11 protein-coding genes and 1 pseudogene are annotated in these 15,800 nt (G+C 62.1%); 5 read left to right on the top strand and 7 right to left on the bottom strand.

Features of this window, described 5'->3' with window-relative positions:
• Window positions 1–78 precede the first annotated feature (78 nt).
• The 3 genes from JKL45_RS27615 (at window position 79) to JKL45_RS27605 (ending at window position 5,852) form a co-directional block, all read left to right on the top strand.
• Entirely contained in the window at window positions 79–2,640 is a 2,562-nt protein-coding gene (locus JKL45_RS27615; protein WP_201865004.1) for an Ig-like domain-containing protein, read from the top strand.
• Window positions 2,641–2,770: 130 nt separating this feature from the next.
• The gene (locus tag JKL45_RS27610) at window positions 2,771–4,510 is read left to right on the top strand and encodes a type I secretion system permease/ATPase (RefSeq protein ID WP_201865003.1); all 1,740 of its coding nucleotides are present in this window, start codon (window positions 2,771–2,773) and stop codon (window positions 4,508–4,510) included.
• Window positions 4,511–4,541: 31 nt separating this feature from the next.
• Window positions 4,542–5,852, top strand: a complete 1,311-nt coding sequence (locus JKL45_RS27605) for an HlyD family type I secretion periplasmic adaptor subunit (protein WP_201865002.1) — start codon at window positions 4,542–4,544, stop codon at window positions 5,850–5,852.
• A 114-nt stretch (window positions 5,853–5,966) separates the two neighbouring features.
• Here JKL45_RS27605 and JKL45_RS27600 read toward each other — a convergent pair.
• From JKL45_RS27600 to JKL45_RS30275, 4 genes and pseudogenes are all read right to left on the bottom strand, one after another.
• Window positions 5,967–7,063, bottom strand: a pseudogene (locus JKL45_RS27600) (IS1595 family transposase).
• A 280-nt stretch (window positions 7,064–7,343) separates the two neighbouring features.
• A complete protein-coding gene (locus JKL45_RS27595) occupies window positions 7,344–8,012 on the bottom strand; it encodes a calcium-binding protein (RefSeq protein WP_201865001.1) in 669 nt (222 codons plus the stop codon).
• Between the two features lie 468 nt (window positions 8,013–8,480).
• Window positions 8,481–8,828 carry a L,D-transpeptidase gene (locus JKL45_RS30970; protein ID WP_376771086.1) on the bottom strand — a complete coding sequence of 116 codons (348 nt, stop codon included), beginning with the start codon at window positions 8,826–8,828 and terminating at the stop codon, window positions 8,481–8,483.
• Window positions 8,740–8,931 carry a L,D-transpeptidase gene (locus tag JKL45_RS30275; protein ID WP_246499038.1) on the bottom strand — a complete coding sequence of 64 codons (192 nt, stop codon included), beginning with the start codon at window positions 8,929–8,931 and terminating at the stop codon, window positions 8,740–8,742. The genes JKL45_RS30970 and JKL45_RS30275 overlap by 89 nt, the downstream gene beginning before the upstream one ends.
• Window positions 8,932–9,156: 225 nt before the next feature.
• Between JKL45_RS30275 and JKL45_RS27585 the strand changes: the two genes are divergently transcribed.
• Together JKL45_RS27585 and JKL45_RS27580 are read left to right on the top strand one after the other, a co-directional pair.
• Window positions 9,157–9,834: a protein-L-isoaspartate(D-aspartate) O-methyltransferase gene (locus tag JKL45_RS27585; protein ID WP_201865000.1), complete on the top strand. Its 678-nt coding sequence runs from the start codon at window positions 9,157–9,159 to the stop codon at window positions 9,832–9,834.
• Between the two features lie 293 nt (window positions 9,835–10,127).
• Window positions 10,128–10,784: a dioxygenase family protein gene (locus JKL45_RS27580; protein ID WP_201864999.1), complete on the top strand. Its 657-nt coding sequence runs from the start codon at window positions 10,128–10,130 to the stop codon at window positions 10,782–10,784.
• A 62-nt stretch (window positions 10,785–10,846) separates the two neighbouring features.
• Here the strand turns inward: JKL45_RS27580 and JKL45_RS27575 are convergent, their stop codons facing one another.
• The 3 genes from JKL45_RS27575 to JKL45_RS27565 all read right to left on the bottom strand — a co-directional run bounded on the left by JKL45_RS27575 (window position 10,847) and on the right by JKL45_RS27565 (window position 15,419).
• The gene (locus JKL45_RS27575) at window positions 10,847–11,554 is read right to left on the bottom strand and encodes a DnaJ domain-containing protein (protein ID WP_201864998.1); all 708 of its coding nucleotides are present in this window, start codon (window positions 11,552–11,554) and stop codon (window positions 10,847–10,849) included.
• Window positions 11,551–12,279, bottom strand: coding sequence for a vWA domain-containing protein (locus tag JKL45_RS27570; RefSeq protein ID WP_201864997.1), 729 nt, complete (start codon window positions 12,277–12,279; stop codon window positions 11,551–11,553). The genes JKL45_RS27575 and JKL45_RS27570 overlap by 4 nt, the downstream gene beginning before the upstream one ends.
• A 689-nt stretch (window positions 12,280–12,968) precedes the next feature.
• A complete protein-coding gene (locus JKL45_RS27565) occupies window positions 12,969–15,419 on the bottom strand; it encodes a type IA DNA topoisomerase (protein ID WP_201864996.1) in 2,451 nt (816 codons plus the stop codon).
• Between the last annotated feature and the right edge of the window lie 381 nt (window positions 15,420–15,800).

Raw genomic sequence — 15,800 nt, 5'->3', positions numbered from 1 at the left:
ATTAATGGAGCAACAGGCAACACTACGCGCTCTGTTGACCTTCCGTCACCGCTCACAGCAACGTCTGCGATCCGTTTGGTGTCAACCTCGCTTGAGGCTGCCACCGGCGGGTTCAACGGGAACACCGCCGACATCGTCGATATCGGTAGTGTCACAATCGACTTCACCGTGCCGGCTCCGGCGGACGGCCGCAATCACACGGCCGCCTACACGGAAAACGCGGTGGGTGTGTCGGTTGCCAATCGCCCGGGTATCACGGACGACGGGACGACGCTGGTGTCGGCCAAGATCGTCCTGACCAACGCTCAGCTCGGCGACGATCTCGATATTGGCGCTCTACCTGCCGGAATCAGTGGCGTGGTAGACACTTCCGTCGCCGGCGTGATCACGGTTAATCTGACTGGAACGGCTTCGCACGCTGCCTATCAGGCCGCGATCCAGGCCGTGACGTTCGACAGCAGCTCGGAGAACCCGAGCACGGTTGCGCGCATCATCCAGACCACGGTCAATGACGGCTTTGCCGTAAGTGACCCTGTTACCACCACGATCAACGTGACTGCAGTGAACGACGCGCCAGCCGCGAACAACGACAATGTTATTACCAATGTCGCTTCCGGCGTAAGCTTCTCCATCGCTCGCTCGGCATTTATGGCGAACGACACAGATGCAGAGGGCTCGGCGGTGAACATCACGGCGGTGGGCAACCAGAACGGCCTCAACTCTCCGTCTCTCGGTACTACCGTAGTGACGGTGTCCGATACCGGACTGCCTGGTGGTACGTTCACCTACACGGCCAGTGATGGGACGTTGACTGATCTTGCAACGGTGAACGTCAGCCGGGTCACTGGCAGCACCATCAACGGTGGTGTTGGGAGCGAGATCATCGTTGGAGACGGCGGCGCTACGACGATCAATGGCGGCGGCGGCAATGACCATATCGACGGCGGCGACGGTGGCGACTCGATCACGGCCGGCATCGGCGACGACATCGTCCAGGGTGGTACTGGAAACGATACCATCATCTGGAATGCTTCGGGCGGTACCGATGGCTTCGACATCGTCGATGGCGGCGCTGGCGCTATCGACACGTTCGTGTTGAACGGAGGCAGCGCGGCCGAGACCTTCCGTATCTATGCGAAGGAGGCAGCCATATCGGCCGGCATCGCGGTGTCTGGAGCCAACACCGAGATCGTTATTACCCGCACAGTGGGATTGACGATGACGGTCATCGCGGAGCTCGACAACATCGAGGAGATCCGCGTCAATACCCAGCAGGTGACATCGCCTACCGGGACGCCTCCCGGCGGCGGCACCACCAACAATGGTGATACGATCCAGGTGATCGGCAACTTCAATGCGCCTTTCACCAGCCTGAACTTCAACACCATCACCATCGACGGCAATGCCGGCGACGACACGGTCGACATCTCGTCGCTGCAATCGGCGCACCGGATCGTGTTCCGCTCCAACGGCGGCAACGACACCATTGTCGGGACACTGCGGGCCCAGGACGTGATCGAGCTGGCACCGGGCCTCGCCGTCAACGACTACACCAAGACGGTGAACGAGAACGGGTCGGTGACCCTGAAGAGCGCCACTCATTCTGTCAACTACATGAGCGACGAAGAGCCGGTCATCAAGGAATGTGAGGAGGATGATAACGAGGACGACAACAAGGACCCTGTTGTCACGGGCGAGCGGTTCACGGTCAAGAAGGGAGAGGTTCTGAGCCTGGCGGTGGCGCAGCTGCTGGCCAACGACATCGATCCCGACGGCGGCACGCTCTCCCTTGTCGAGATCGACGAGGACGAGCACGGGACGGCGGTTCTCAACAGCGACGGCACCATCACCTTCACGCCCAAAGCCGGCTTCACCGGCGAGGCTTCCTTCTCCTACACGGTGGCGGACGGCCAGGGTGGCTCGAGCGAAGGCACGGTGACCATTACGGTCGAGCCCCCGGCTCCAGTGGTCGAGGCGCCTGGTTCGTCGGATCCTGAGGTTCCTGTTGCTCCTGATCCGGTTGTTCCGGCGGCGCCTGAGAATCTCGTCCTCACGGGCAACTCGCGCAGCGAGACGCTCCGGGGCGGCGACGGCAACGACCGGATGGACGGCGGTCGCGGCAACGACCGGCTCTACGGCGGTGATGCCAACGACCGGCTCAAGGGTGGTGACGGCCACGACCGTCTCGACGGCGGGGCCGGCAACGACAAGCTCTACGGCGGGTCGGGCAACGACAAGCTTGAGGGCGGTCGCGGCAACGATCATCTTGATGGTGGCAGCGGCAGGGATCGCCTCTCTGGCGGTTCGGGCAACGACCACCTCAAGGGTGGAGCCGGCGACGATCGTCTGGAGGGCGGATCGGGCAACGACATGCTCCGAGGCGGGTCGGGCAATGACAAGCTCACGGGCGGCTCAGGGTCAGACGTGTTCGTCTTCGAGAAGGGCGGCAAGGACACGGTGACTGACCTCCGCACCGGGCACGACAAGGTGGACGTCAGTGGCCTCTCCGGCGTGGACAACCTGGCCGATCTCTACAGGTGGCAGTCCGGCCACGACACCGTGATCTGGCACGACGCGGATGTCCTCGTCCTCAAGGGCGTCAAGGAATCCGATCTCGACAGCAGCGACTTCATCTTCTGACGCTGCCGACCCGACATCGGTATGACCTCGCCGGGAGCTCTGCCCCCCAAAGCTCCCGGCGGGGTTACTCAACCAAGTTCGGTGCCGCCATCGGCGCCCCTGTGACGCAAATTCCCCAAGGTACAAGTCGATGACCCACTCTCTCAAGAAACGTCTCAGTCTCATGGCCTCCTGTCGCGGTGCCTTCCTGGGCGTCGCCGTGCTGAGTGGCCTGATCAATCTGCTTTACCTCTCGGGCTCCCTCTTCATGATGGAGGTCTACGACCGGGTTCTCCCCAGCCAGAGCATCCCAACCCTCGTCGGCCTGTCCGTCATCATCGTGGTGCTCTACCTCTTCCAGGGCCTCTTCGACGCGCTCCGCGGCCGGATCATGGCGCGCGTCGGTGCAGCCCTCGACGAAGACCTGAGCCAGCAGATCTTCCAGGGGCAGCTCAAGGCTCCTCTCAAGGGAAAGGTCGACGGCGACGGGCAGCAGCCCCTGCGCGACCTCGACCAGCTGCGCGCCTTCCTGGCCGGCGGCGGACCGTCCGCTCTCTTCGATCTGCCCTGGATGCCGCTTTATCTGTTCATCTGCTTCGCCTTCCACCCCTGGATCGGCCTTGCGGCCCTCGGCGGTGCTTCACTTCTCGTGGTGATCACGCTGCTGACGGAGGTGCTGACCAAAGGGGCCTCGAAAGCGGCCGTGGGTGCAGCTCTCGTCCGCAACGGGATTTCTGAGGGCGCGCGCCGGAACGCTGAGGTCGTCCAGGCCATGGGCATGGCCAAGCGGATCGGTGTCCGCTGGGGCGATGCGAATGCCAGCTATCTGTCCCATCAGCAGCGGGCCTCCGACGTGGCGGGTGGCTTCGGCGCCATGTCGAAGGTGCTCCGGATGCTGCTGCAATCCATGGTGCTAGCCATCGGCGCTTACCTGGTGATCGACGGGCAGGCGACAGGCGGCATCATGATCGCCAGCTCCATCCTCACCTCGCGCGCCATGGCGCCGGTCGAGCTCGCCATCGGCAACTGGAAGGGCTTCGTCAGCGCCCGCCAGGGCTGGAGCCGGCTCAAGACCCTGCTCGAGGCGAATGCCCGCGCCGAGGAACCCCTGAAGCTTCCCGCACCCCGGTCCGTTCTCTCGATCGAGAATGCCGGTACCGGGGCCCCTGGTGGGCAGAGGTTCTCGGTGCAGGACGTGTCCTTCGAACTGAGGGCCGGAAGCGGCCTGGGCATCATCGGCCCCAGCGCCTCCGGCAAATCCTCACTGGCCCGCATGATTGTCGGTGTGTGGCCGACCTGGCGCGGCAAGGTTCGCTTCGATGGGGCCGCCGTCGAACAATGGATGCCGGAGGATCTCGGCCACCATATCGGCTATCTGCCCCAGGACGTGGAGCTGTTCGCCGGAACCGTGGCGCAGAACATCGCCCGCTTCGACCCCGAGCCGAAGGCAGAGGCGATCATCGCCGCCGCCAGGGCCGCCAATGTCCACGAGATGATCCTGCAGCTGCCGGACGGCTACGAGACGCAGGTCGGAGAAGCCGGGGCGGCTCTGTCCGGCGGGCAGCGCCAGCGCCTCGCCCTGGCCCGCGCTTTGTACGGCGATCCCTTCCTGGTGGTGCTCGACGAGCCGAACTCGAACCTCGACAACGAGGGCGAGCAGGCCCTGACCGCTGCCATCATGAGCATCAGGGCGCGGGGCGGGGTCGTGGTGGTCATTGCCCATCGGCCGAGTGCTCTTGCCGGCGTCGATCTGGTGCTCGTCATGGGCGAGGGGCGGATGCAGAGCTTCGGCCCGAAGGACGACGTGCTGAGCAAGGTGCTGCGCCCGGTTCCAGCCTCGCAAGGTGCCGAACCGCGGGTGGCGGCCGCTCCTGCGCTGAAAGCCGTCTAGAGCCGATCATCTGGAATTTGGGGGTGTTGTCATGAAGTCCGAACGCAAACCAAGTGCCCGCGCGGCGATCCGCCGATACTCGCTGGTCGGCCTCTCCTCTGCCTTCTTTCTTGTCGGCGGCCTCGGAGGCTGGGCGGCCGTGACGGAGCTGTCCGGCGCCGTGGTGGCACCGGGAGCCATTGTGGTCGACAGCCACGTCAAGAAGGTTCAGCATCCTACCGGTGGCGTTGTTGGTGAGATTCTCGCTCGCGACGGTGACCGCGTCAGGGCTGGCGATGTGGTGGTCCGACTTGACGAGACGGTGGCACGGGCGAGCCTTGCCATGGTGTCCAAGAGCCTGGACGAGCTGGCGGCCCGCCAGAGCCGACTCGAAGCCGAGCGCGACGGAGCGCAGCAGGTCGCCTTTCCGGCGGCGTTCAAGAGCCGGGCTCAGGAGCCGGAACTTGCGAGCCTGATCCAAGGCGAGACCAACGTCTTCGAGGATCGTCGCGAGGCGCGGGCCGGTCAGAAGGCCCAGCTGCAGGAGCGCATCGCCCAGCTGCAGGAGCAGATCGACGGGCTCAAGCTGCAGGCCTCCGCGAAGGGTGACGAGATCCAGCTGATCCAGGACGAGCTGACCGGCGTCGAGCAGCTCTGGAAGAAGAACCTCGTGCCGATCACCCGTGTGACATCCCTGAAGCGTGAGGAGACGCGCCTGCGGGGCGAGCGCGGACAGCTGATCTCGAGCATCGCTCAGGCCAAGGGGCGCATCAGCGAAACGTCGCTCCAGGTCCTCCAGATCGATCAGGACCTCAGGAGCGAGGTGTCCAAGGAACTGCGTGAGGTCCAGGCCAAGATCTCGGAGTTCGTTGAGCGCAAGACCACGGCCGAGGATCAGCTCAAGCGCATCGACATCCGGGCTCCGCAGGACGGCGTGGTGCACCAATCCATCGTGCATACCGTTGGCGGAGTGCTCAATGCCGGCGAGCCTCTGATGCTTGTGGTTCCTGAGGCGGACGAGCTGTCCATCGAGGTGAAGGTGCTGCCGCAGGACATCGACCAGCTCCGTCCCGGCCTCGACACGGTGCTGCGCCTGTCGGCCTTCAACCAGCGCACCACGCCGGAGCTGAAAGGCAAGGTGAGCATGATCGCGGCCGATCTGGTGACGGATCAGCGCTCGGGCATGCAGTATTATCCCGTGCGGGTGGCTTTCGCGGACGGCGAGCGGGCGCGCCTGGGCAACCTCAAGCTGGTCCCCGGCATGCCCGTGGAAGGGCTGATCCAGACCGGGTACCGGACGGTGTTCTCGTACCTGACCAAGCCTGTTGCCGACAACATGGCCAAGGCTTTCCGGGAGGAGTAGCGGCCGACGGAGGCCGGGTCTTTGAAGGCCCGGTTCTCCTTCTCTCTCAGCTCAGCGTGGCGACACTCATGTCCCCTTGCTCGGACAGACGAGGGCCAAACTGAAACGGCATTATCAACCAAAGACAGCTACCTTCGAGACGAGGTCGATTCCGCCGGCCTTCGTTCGGTGCATCTTGCGTCCAACGGTGAAGCGGAAGACTGGCGTGAGCTGCAGAGCAGGCGGTATTCGCGCTCACAAGGTCTTGATCACCTGCTGTCCCTTACGCGTCTTTCGCAGTGCCTGGCCCGTGACGACGCGCTGCGACCAGCGAAAGCCGATCTCGTTAAAGTAGAGATCTGCATGATGCGGGTTGATGTGGTGGAACACGCCCGAGATGGTACGGTGCACACGGTCATTGAAGCCCTCCGCAGAATTGATGTGCACTGGATCGCGAGCATATTCACGAGACTTATGGTGGACGGTGTCATGAGCCGCAAACGCGGTGCCAATTGAGATGAAGGCCTTCCATTCATCACTCATCAGATGAGCCTTCGGATCGGTAGTCTCGGTGAGAACCCGGTCCGCTTCGGACTCGGAGATATCCTCAATCACGGCCGCCCGAACCTGCCCAGACGGCGCCCCGGCACTCACATCAGGCGGCCGTTGCACAGCCACAAGTGCTGGAATTTTGGAAGTTTCTTCGGCTGACCTTTGCGTCCTCGTCCTGGTGGAGAATAGTTCTTCTCCCGCCGCGGCATGCCACTGATATAGAGGCCGTCGATCTCTACAAAACCATCCAGAGCGTGCTCGCGACCGATCATCAGGCGCAGGGCGTGACCCATTCGCCAAGCCGTCGGCTGGCTGACCCCAAGCGCTTCCACTAAGCGGATCGACGAGATGCCTTTGTCCGACTGCAGCATCAGCCAGAGGCCGGAGAGCCAGACCCGAAGTGGAAGCTTCGTCGCATGCAGGGGTGTCCGTGTTGTGACGGCGAACTGAAACCGGCAGGTGCCGTCCGAGCATTGGTAGAGCCCAGCTCGGGCTCGCCTACCAATCTCCCGGCCCGTCAAAGCGATGGAGCGGCGATAGCCGCAGGCCGGGCAAACTCGCCCGTTCGGCCACACCATCGCCTCAAGTAATCGCCGGCAATAGCTCTCGTTTTGGAAGGCTCTGACCATGTCGGGAACGGTGGTGATCCTCGCCAGCACCTTGCGTACAGACAGATCCATGCTGCCCTCCCGATCCTATCAGCGATCACGAGATCAGAACCTCACGCAAGCCTTAGTTTCCAAGGAAAAGCTGCGCTTGGTTGATAATGCCGGCGCTCAATCAGGAACATGTCTTGCGCTGACCTCAAAATTGAAGGTTTATCTCTTCGACAGCCAACATCAGGTTTCATAGCACCACCTGTCGGCAGAAAGCGCGAGAAGCAGAGGAATGTGGGTGCCCGGCGATGTCCTTGTCCATCGCCGTCGCGACCTGTTATGTGCGCTCGATGGCGGTGCCCGGTCAGGTGTAGAAGAAGATATCGCCGGTAGGGTTCGCCTCATAGACGAGGATATCGTGCAAGCCCGCGTCGGTAAGCGAGTTGTAGGTTACGACCCAGCCGCCATCGGCCCGCCAGATGCTGTAATGCCCTTCCGCCGGAGAGCGAGTGCCGCTGCCGTTGAAGGCATAGCTGCCCTCAAGATAGATCCGGTCGGTCTCGCTAAAGTCATAGATGATGTCCTGTCGCCCTTGGGCGATGTTGCCGGTGTCGCCAGTCGCGAAGTAAAAGCGGTCTACGCTGCGATCGACGCCGCCCCAGAGATCGTCCGCACCCAGCCCGCCATATATGGTGTCCGCTCCCGTCTCGCCGTCGATTGCGTCATTGCCGCTCCGACCGTACAGCCGGTCGTTGCCGGTGAAGCCGAGGAGCGTATCATTGCCGCTTCCACCGTCGACGCGGTCGGCGCCGGAACCACCGTCGAGCCAGTCACTGCCGTTGGCCCCGAGCAGTGTGTCGTTGCCAGCTTCGCCTTCAAGCCAGTCGTTGCCGGAGCCGCCGTTGAAGGAGTCATTGCCATGCCAGCCGAGAATCCAGTCGTCGCCGGCTTCGCCATTACTCCGGTCATCGCTCAGCCCATACCAGTAGAAGTCGATGTCATCGTCAAAGGGGGTGCCGTTGATGACAGCCATGATCCGCCTCCCGTCCTGTGTGGTCGAGTCCGCCTCATGGCTGCGTGCGGCCCTAAGGAGGACGACTGATGGGACGATCTGCGGCCGTCCCGGCCTTTCGCCGGAGAGCGGCCTCCGGTGAAGCAGCACGCTGAGCCTCGACTTGGATAGAGGCAGGATTGTGGAGGTCGGGTGAGGCGAAAGGTTCCGGGCAGCGGCAATTTCGGGGGAGCCGATGCCTCGCTGAACAACACTCTCTTTGCGTGACTACATGAAAGTCAGGACTTGGCACATCCCAGAATTAAGCCAAACTTCTGTAAAGGTGCGACAAGCGAACCTTCGTTTGGACAGGCCAACGTTACACTTCGACCCAAAGCGGCCCATGTCTGCCATGACACCTCCGTCGTTACGGGCGTCTGCGAGTTTCTATCTGTTGGCGAGGAGCAGGCCCGCTAGCCATAATTCCAGATGCGAGTGGATCAAAGCTGGTCAGGTGGCCGTAGCTCCCCCAGACCTGATCCCGACAAGGTCGACGCCGGTCCCTTCGATCCGCGTGTTGCTGAGCCCCTCAGCCATCGCAAGATTGAAAAGAGCCTTGGCATTTGCCGGCGCCAGCCGCACGCAGCCATAAGAGGCCGGTGTGCCCAAACGGCGGATGGCTTGGCTCCCGTGGATAGCGTGCTCTGAATCGGTGAAGAAGATCGAGTGCGGCATGGTGTATTGTCCTACTCCTTCGAACAGTGGTCCTTCACCAGACGAGATGGTGTGAAGGCCCCGGGGGAGTGGCGTAATCCGCCAGACCTGTCGATACAGGCCAGGAATACCGCTCAGCGCCATCAACCATCACGCTCAGGCGCTGCGTCGTCTTGTTTACCGAGATGAGCACCTCGGCTCCCATGGCCGTGCCCGTCCCGGCGAGGGCCGCAATAAACACACCCATCCACGAGGTTATTCTCCACATGGTGCACTCCGCCTGCTGCCCACCCTCACCGCCGTAGCGCTCTGAAAGGATGACCACCGATAACGGCTAAGGTTCCAGGCTCGACTAAGATATGGGGCTCAGTCAAACAGGACAACCTGACAGCCATCCTGAGCGTTACTCCGGGTGAGCCAATCGCTTGCAGGCAGAATGACCAGCGAGTGGTTCGATTGAAAGCTGATCCTCATGAAGCCAATGAACGAGAGCCACTTAGCGATCCTGCGGCGGCATATGGTCGAGATGATTGCCATTCACGCCGATCTGGCAAGCGATGAGATTGGCAGAGCCGTCTTGGATGAGCGGGTGATGGCCGCCATGCGGAAAGTGCCACGGCATCGGTTTGTCCCAGCCCCTCTTGCGGCTTATGCCTACCAAGACACACCCCTGCCCATTGGCTTCGACAAGACAATATCGCAGCCGTTCATCGTGGCGCTCATGACCGATCTCGTGTCGCCACAACCCAGCGAGAAGGTGCTCGAGGTCGGGACCGGATTGGGATATCAGACGGCGATCTTGGCGGAACTCGCGGGTCAAGTCTCGAGCATCGAGATCGTTGAGGAGTTTGCCAGCCATGCACAGCATCTTCTGCGCCAACTCGGCTACACCAGCATTGAGATCCGTGTGGGAGATGGATCCCGTGGCTGGCATGAGCACGCCCCCTTCGACAAGATCCTGGTGACGGCTGCGGCCGACCACGTGCCTGCTGAGCTACTTGACCAGCTCAAGCCAGGCGGGCGCCTGGTGATGCCCTTGGGTCCAGAAGAGATGCAGCGGCTCACGGTCATCGACAAGGATGGAGACGGTCAGACAAGAGTTCGAAGCCTCCTTCCGGTTCGCTTCAGCCGACTAGAGACAGTCACCTGAAGCACTCCGAACCAGTGGCTTGCTCATCCGTCAAACGTGATGTCGGCTTTCTCTGGGTGTCGGACCTGTACGGCCGTAAGCCACCTGTCATTTCGTAACATGGAGTCGATCCTTCGTAATGATCTGAAAACCATGGGACAGCCGACGCTTGCAGGGCTGTCTGCCTCAGCCCTGTAACTGGAGCAGTGACAGCACGCCTTTCATCACGTTCGTGCGATGTGGGATGTGGCGAACTGGTCTGGAAGGGCCAGTCGGCTATGCTGTCATTCCGTGATCCACGCCTGGGGTTCGGCATGAGCCACCGTCCTATCATCTATCCTGATCGACGCTCTTTGCTGATCAAGGCAGCTGTCACTTCTGCCTCCGTTATCATCCCGCAGAGCTTGGTCGCGGCCGAGCTTGTCCCGACACCAGGACAGACGGAGGGGCCATTCTACCCAGTCGAGTTCCCGCCCGACATGGACAACGATCTTGTGCGCATCACGGGTCAGGCCGCTCAGGCTCTGGGACAGGTGGTCCACGTGTCAGGGCGGGTGCTGGACACTCGCGGGCAGCCAAAGCTAGGCAGTGTGGTCGAGATCTGGCAGTGCGATGCAAATGGCATCTATCGCCATCCGCGTGCGGGAGGGCAGGGGCGCATCGATCATGCCTTCCAGGGCTATGGCCGCACCCACGTGGACGAGCAGGGCCGATATCGGTTCCGCACCATAAGACCGGTGTCGTATCCCGGGCGGACGCCACACATCCACTTTGCCGTGCATGTGCCGGGGCAGGGACGTCTGGTCACGCAGATGTACATTGAGGGTGAGCCTCTCAATGCACGAGATGGAGTCCTCAACCGCATCCGTGACCCTCACGCCCGCCGCAGTGTGATCGTTTCCTTGACCCCTGGACAAGTGCCTGAACCCGGCGCTCTCCAAGGGCGCTTTGACATTATTGTGGCGGCATAGATCCGCGGGATCATCAGCAATCCATCAGTCAACTAGGATGGCGGTGGCTGCAGCATCACCGATCACCCCTCATGGCGGCTCAACAGAAGATCCCTAGCTTGGTTCACGCGCGCGGCGAGATAGGTCGAACCGCCTTGATCCGGGTGGAGCTTCTTCATCAGAAGCCGGTGAGCCTGCCGGATTTCATCGGCGGTGGCACCTGGTTGGAGGTCTAGGATCCGGTAAGCTTCCTCCGGAGTCATAGCAGTCGATGCAGATTGGGCATGTGCCCGCGCCTCATCCTGTGTGTCCTCACGCCAATGAGGGAACCGACGGTCGAGATAGGCCTCAAGAAGGCGGACGCCCTCCGGATCGCTGGCTTGGCACTCCGTCAGCAGATCCTGAAGGCGTGCCTCGTCGAGTGACCCGAGTTGCTGTCCAGCGAAAGTGCCGGCAAGCACGGAGCCCTCCATTGCGCCGGTTTCGTGATCGAGCGTCATTTCGATCAGCCGGGAACGGACCCGCGAGGTGCTGCCGGAAGCCCGCGGCGCGCGCCTGCCGAGACTGGGGAAGGTGAGGCGGCTCCACCCGAGGAGCCAGGCTCCGAGACTTCCGATCAGCAGGGCCATGTCGATCCGCCCCCGCACCACGAGCAGTCCTGCGATGCCAAGGGCCACAACGCCGCCGATGAGCTTGAGAAGCTTTGCAAGGGTGGCTGGGTTTGCGTGCGCAAAGTTGCTCAAGAAGAACCAAAGGACCGTGACGGCCGCGATGCCGTACAGCAGCATCACGGCTTGTGCCCGGTGATGGCGGTGAGCAGCCCACGGGCCTGTGCGTTGCTGGCGGACAAGCGGCTGAGACCCTCAACACCGTCGGCGGCATAGGCTGCTGCGGCGCGCAAGAGTTCGGATAGGGCCTGCGGGGCTGCTGCATCGAACCGGGCATAGGCTCCGCCGCTCAGGCGGGCGATCTCCTGAAAAGCACGGGCGGCATCAGGGTCACGCCCCTCATGGAACATGAAGGCCTTGATGCCCAGCAGACCAAGTTCGCCTGCAACCGCGCAGAGATCGTCGATCGGTTCCTCCATGGCATCGCCGACATAGACGAGCACCTTTAATGGCGCTTGGCTGGCCTCTGCCCGGACATGGCGGAGCACCCGTCCGATCTGGGTCTGACCTCCCCGGCAACTGATCCTCGTCATCAAGTCCGTCAGCGCTCGCGGGTCGGCGACCCAGCGGGAGGATCGGCACTCGCCGAACCCTCTAAAGTAGACCAGTTGTACCGAGATGCCGCCGGCCTTACTGGCCGCGGCAAACATCTCGCCCTGGACACGGCAGGCGAGATCCCAGGTGGCCTGCCGGCTCATGGTGGCGTCGAGAGCAAAGACGAGCCGCGCTCGGGGCGCAGTGCCCGCCAACGGTCCAAGCCGCTTGGCCTCCGCCAGGAACGAGTCAACCATAGAGGCTGGACTGCCAGCGGTTGTGGGTGGTCGTGTGAGATCCTTCTTGTCAGCCATTGCATCTCCCTCTCCAAAGATGTGGGGCCTGAGGGAGCGCCTGTAAATCCAGGCGCAGAGGTAAAGCTCAGCAGTTCCAGGTTGCGAGACCTTCGAAGAGCGGGAGAACAGGCAAGACGTATGCTCGATGGCTCCGTCGCGAACCGCTAAGTAACTCAGTTCGATCTAAACCTCTGGTGTCGATGGAGCCTATGATCAGGAGAGCATCTACGCTACCGTCGCCCAACGTCATCCTGATGCTGACGTGATCATTCCGCCCCGATCAACGGCAGTGCCGCGCGAGACGGTAGAGAACGCTCCGACCCAGCGCAACTGGCATCTCCGAAGTACCGTCGAGCATGGACGCATGGGCTGGCAGAAGCGGTCCGGGTGCACGCGTTAGGCTCTGGTGGAGACTGCGATCAGCCGGCTGAAACGAGTGATCGGAGACGCCTTGCGTTCGCGGACCAACCGACGCCGTGGCACTGAGATCGCTATTGCCGTCCATGCCTTAAATCGGATGCTTGATCTTGGACACCCGAAGTGTGTCCGCATCGCCTGAATACGGCTTATAGGCGCGATCAATGCGTGCACAATACGATCCGTGCAACAAAGCCCCGTCTAAATGGTCAACGCGGCTATGCCTTGGCCAACGCTGCAGTTCGGCTCAAACTCGCCTTGGCGCCGGCTCCTAATCGGGGCCGGCGCTTTCACTCTTTGTCCTTGCCGGAAGCTGCAGTGCCCGATCTTGGGCGCTGACGTGGAGCTTTGGCTCTTGTCTCTGTCAGCTTCCTCACGGACGCAGACACTCGCTTCGGTGCACCATCGCTGTTGCCCGCGCGGGCTGGGCGGCGGCCTCTTGGAGCGACGGGCCGGTTCTTTTCGTCAGGATGCTGTGCCTTCAGCGAGTGTTCATCGAGAAAAGTTCGGCAAGCTGCGAAGTCAGCGAGCACTGCTGGCGGACACTCAATCCCTTTCTGTTCGGCAAGTGACTGAGCATAGCGCATCATTGCCTCACTTGGAGGACGCGGACCCGTTTGTGGTGCTGCCTTAGCAAGTCCAGACGATCGTTGTGGTGCATGCTGGTCCAGGAAGGTCCGGCAGATTGCGCTGTTGGTCTTGAGCCCTCGGGGCAGTTTCAGGCCACGCTGCGCGGCAATCGATGTCGCGAAAGCTATCATCGCCTTTGTTGGTGGCTTCCCATCTGCTGCGGAGAGCGTTGGGATAGAAGCTGGATCGAGAGCAACAGCGCCCGACTCGCCAATCGTTGTGATCAGCTCTTTGACACGGCTGCGGGTTCGCTCCTGATAGGCTGCCGCTCGGCGGGCCGCCTCTGCGCGTGTGGCTGCACGCCCGATCTCAGCAAGATCAGCCTCGAACATTGCCCGACCAACGGGGTCGCCATAGGCAGGAAAGACATGACGAACAGCAGCGATGAATGCAAGACCAACCTCAGTCACCTGAATTGGCGGATCTTTGCCCTTCAGCAGTTCAACATACTGGCTCTTCTGGAGCTTGGGCAGGATCGTGTCGCGGGTCGCCGCGGTGCCGAGACCCTTGGGCTCATTCGGGTTTGCCGGATTCTCTAGGGCGGTCTTGAGGGCCGGATCTTCCACCTGATCGACGAGCCGTCCCATGACCACCGGCAGCTCGCCACGGGTAATGCGGCGAGGAGGCTCGGTCTTGGCGGTCTCAATCCGAGCGTCGGTCGCTTTCCCCAGTTCGTTGTCCCGAACTGGTGGCAGGCGCCCAGTGGTCGGCTCCTCGTCCGGCTTGGCCTTGCCGGGAATAGCCTCGTTCTCCTCGTCGGCTTCGGCTCCATAGACAGCGCGCCAGCCAGGCGACTTGATCACGCTGCCACTGACCGAAAACCGCTTTGGACCGAGTGACGTGGCAACTTGCACGGCGACGGTGGTCCGAGCGTCGATCCCGTCGGGTAGGTGGGCTGCCAGGAAGCTCTTGGCCACAAGCTCCCACAGACGCAGCTGATCCCCATTGATGCTCCCCAGCTGGGGCACCTTGCGCAGTGGCACGATGGCATGATGCTCCCCCGGGTCCTTGATGTAATGGCCCTTGTTGCCCTTGCGAAACGCGAGATCGCCCGCGGCTGGCACGAGGCTGGCAAGATTTGTCAGAACCCCGACAGCACTCGTGATCACAGCACTGGCGTCGCCAGTCTGGCTCTCGGGCAGGTGCTCGGACTCGGTGCGGGGATAGGTCAGGTATCCCTGGTCATAGAGCTCCTGGGCCAGTTTGGCCGTATGCTGCGGATCCCACCCGAAGCGCTTGGCGCAGCGGCGTGCGAGAGTGTCCTTGGAGAACAGGCGAGGGGGCGACCGGCGCACATCCTTCTGCTCGACGCCGAGTGAACCTGACCAGCTTGCAGCGGCGTGCTGGATGGTCTCGGCCACCTGCTTGTCGAGGATCTTGTCTTTCGGAGCATGCCACAGTGTGATCTCGGCCCCGCTGTCCGTCGTGACGGCCAAGGCGATCTTGAAATAGTCCTGCTGGATGAACTCGCGGATGCGCTGTTCGAGATCAGCCAGGATCGCAAGCGTTGGGGTCTGCACCCCGCCAAAGCGCCAGGGCTGCCGAAGGGCAGGTGGCCTAAGGCGCAGGGAAATCGCGCGGGTGCCATTGAGACCCAGATGATAGTCTTCATACTGGCGGCAAAGGGCCTCGAGGTAGGCTGCATAATCCCGCTCGCCGGAGTCTGGCTCCTTAGCCATCGCCGCGAAGGCTCGGCGGATCGAGACCTCATCGAGAGCACCCAGCTTGAGACGGTCCACCCGACCTCGGTAGCCGAGATGCTCAAGCACCTCCCAGGCAATCATCGAGCCTTCCCGGCCCGGGTCGGTGGCTATGATGACCCGCTCCACGCCCTGAAGCGCCTGCTTGATTGCCTCAACCTTGGGCTTATGCGACTGGCCAGAGCGGCTGGTACCATAGGTAACAGGGATACGCTCCAGCACGATCGGAAGAGTATCAAGGCGCCAAGACTTCCATTCCTCCCGCACATCGCCGGGTTCCTCGGCAGCTAAGAGATGACCCTCGGCGGAAACGCAGACCGTGCTCGGCGATTTGAAAAGCCGCTGCAGCTGGCGCATGGCTGAGGGTTTCTCGAAGAAGAACAGCGTGCGCGAGGCTGATTGGGTCGCCATAACCTTCAATCGTGCAATGCTATTGAGACCTGTAGCCCAGAGCTGGGTCACAAGCCTACAATAAAGAACGGATCAAGAACACTACCCGCGGTGACAACGCTGGTCAATGGAAGGACGGGAGTGGAGGTTGAGTAGCGTTAACGGCGCTCTTAGCGAACTGCAGGCACGGCTCCTTCTGATGGTCTCGGAATCTGCAAAGCAGAAGCGGTGCTACTCTGCGGGTCGCATTGCTGTGTAGGCACCAAATTACATAATAAGCGCCGCGATTGTGGCCGTCACGCATTAGAGTCGTGCTGGCGCAATTGGTAGAGTCCGCGGTGGTGGTGGAAATTTGCTGACGCGCCGGGTGTTGGGATGAGGTGGTCATTGGGAGGACCGGCT

This window comes from Microvirga soli (assembly GCF_016734765.1).
Classification (GTDB): domain Bacteria; phylum Pseudomonadota; class Alphaproteobacteria; order Rhizobiales; family Beijerinckiaceae; genus Microvirga; species Microvirga soli.
Note: the sequence above shows the minus strand (reverse complement) of the source record. Positions and strands in the feature narration are given on the sequence as shown.

Coding starts and splice junctions, on each gene's coding strand:
- JKL45_RS27610 (WP_201865003.1), top strand. CDS start 2,771: ATGACCCACTCTCTCAAGAAACGTCTCAGTCTCATGGCCTCCTGTCGC.
- JKL45_RS27605 (WP_201865002.1), top strand. CDS start 4,542: ATGAAGTCCGAACGCAAACCAAGTGCCCGCGCGGCGATCCGCCGATAC.
- JKL45_RS27595 (WP_201865001.1), bottom strand. CDS start 8,012: ATGGCTGTCATCAACGGCACCCCCTTTGACGATGACATCGACTTCTAC.
- JKL45_RS30970 (WP_376771086.1), bottom strand. CDS start 8,828: ATGGCGCTGAGCGGTATTCCTGGCCTGTATCGACAGGTCTGGCGGATT.
- JKL45_RS30275 (WP_246499038.1), bottom strand. CDS start 8,931: ATGGGTGTGTTTATTGCGGCCCTCGCCGGGACGGGCACGGCCATGGGA.
- JKL45_RS27585 (WP_201865000.1), top strand. CDS start 9,157: ATGAAGCCAATGAACGAGAGCCACTTAGCGATCCTGCGGCGGCATATG.
- JKL45_RS27580 (WP_201864999.1), top strand. CDS start 10,128: ATGAGCCACCGTCCTATCATCTATCCTGATCGACGCTCTTTGCTGATC.
- JKL45_RS27570 (WP_201864997.1), bottom strand. CDS start 12,279: ATGGCTGACAAGAAGGATCTCACACGACCACCCACAACCGCTGGCAGT.
- JKL45_RS27565 (WP_201864996.1), bottom strand. CDS start 15,419: ATGGCGACCCAATCAGCCTCGCGCACGCTGTTCTTCTTCGAGAAACCC.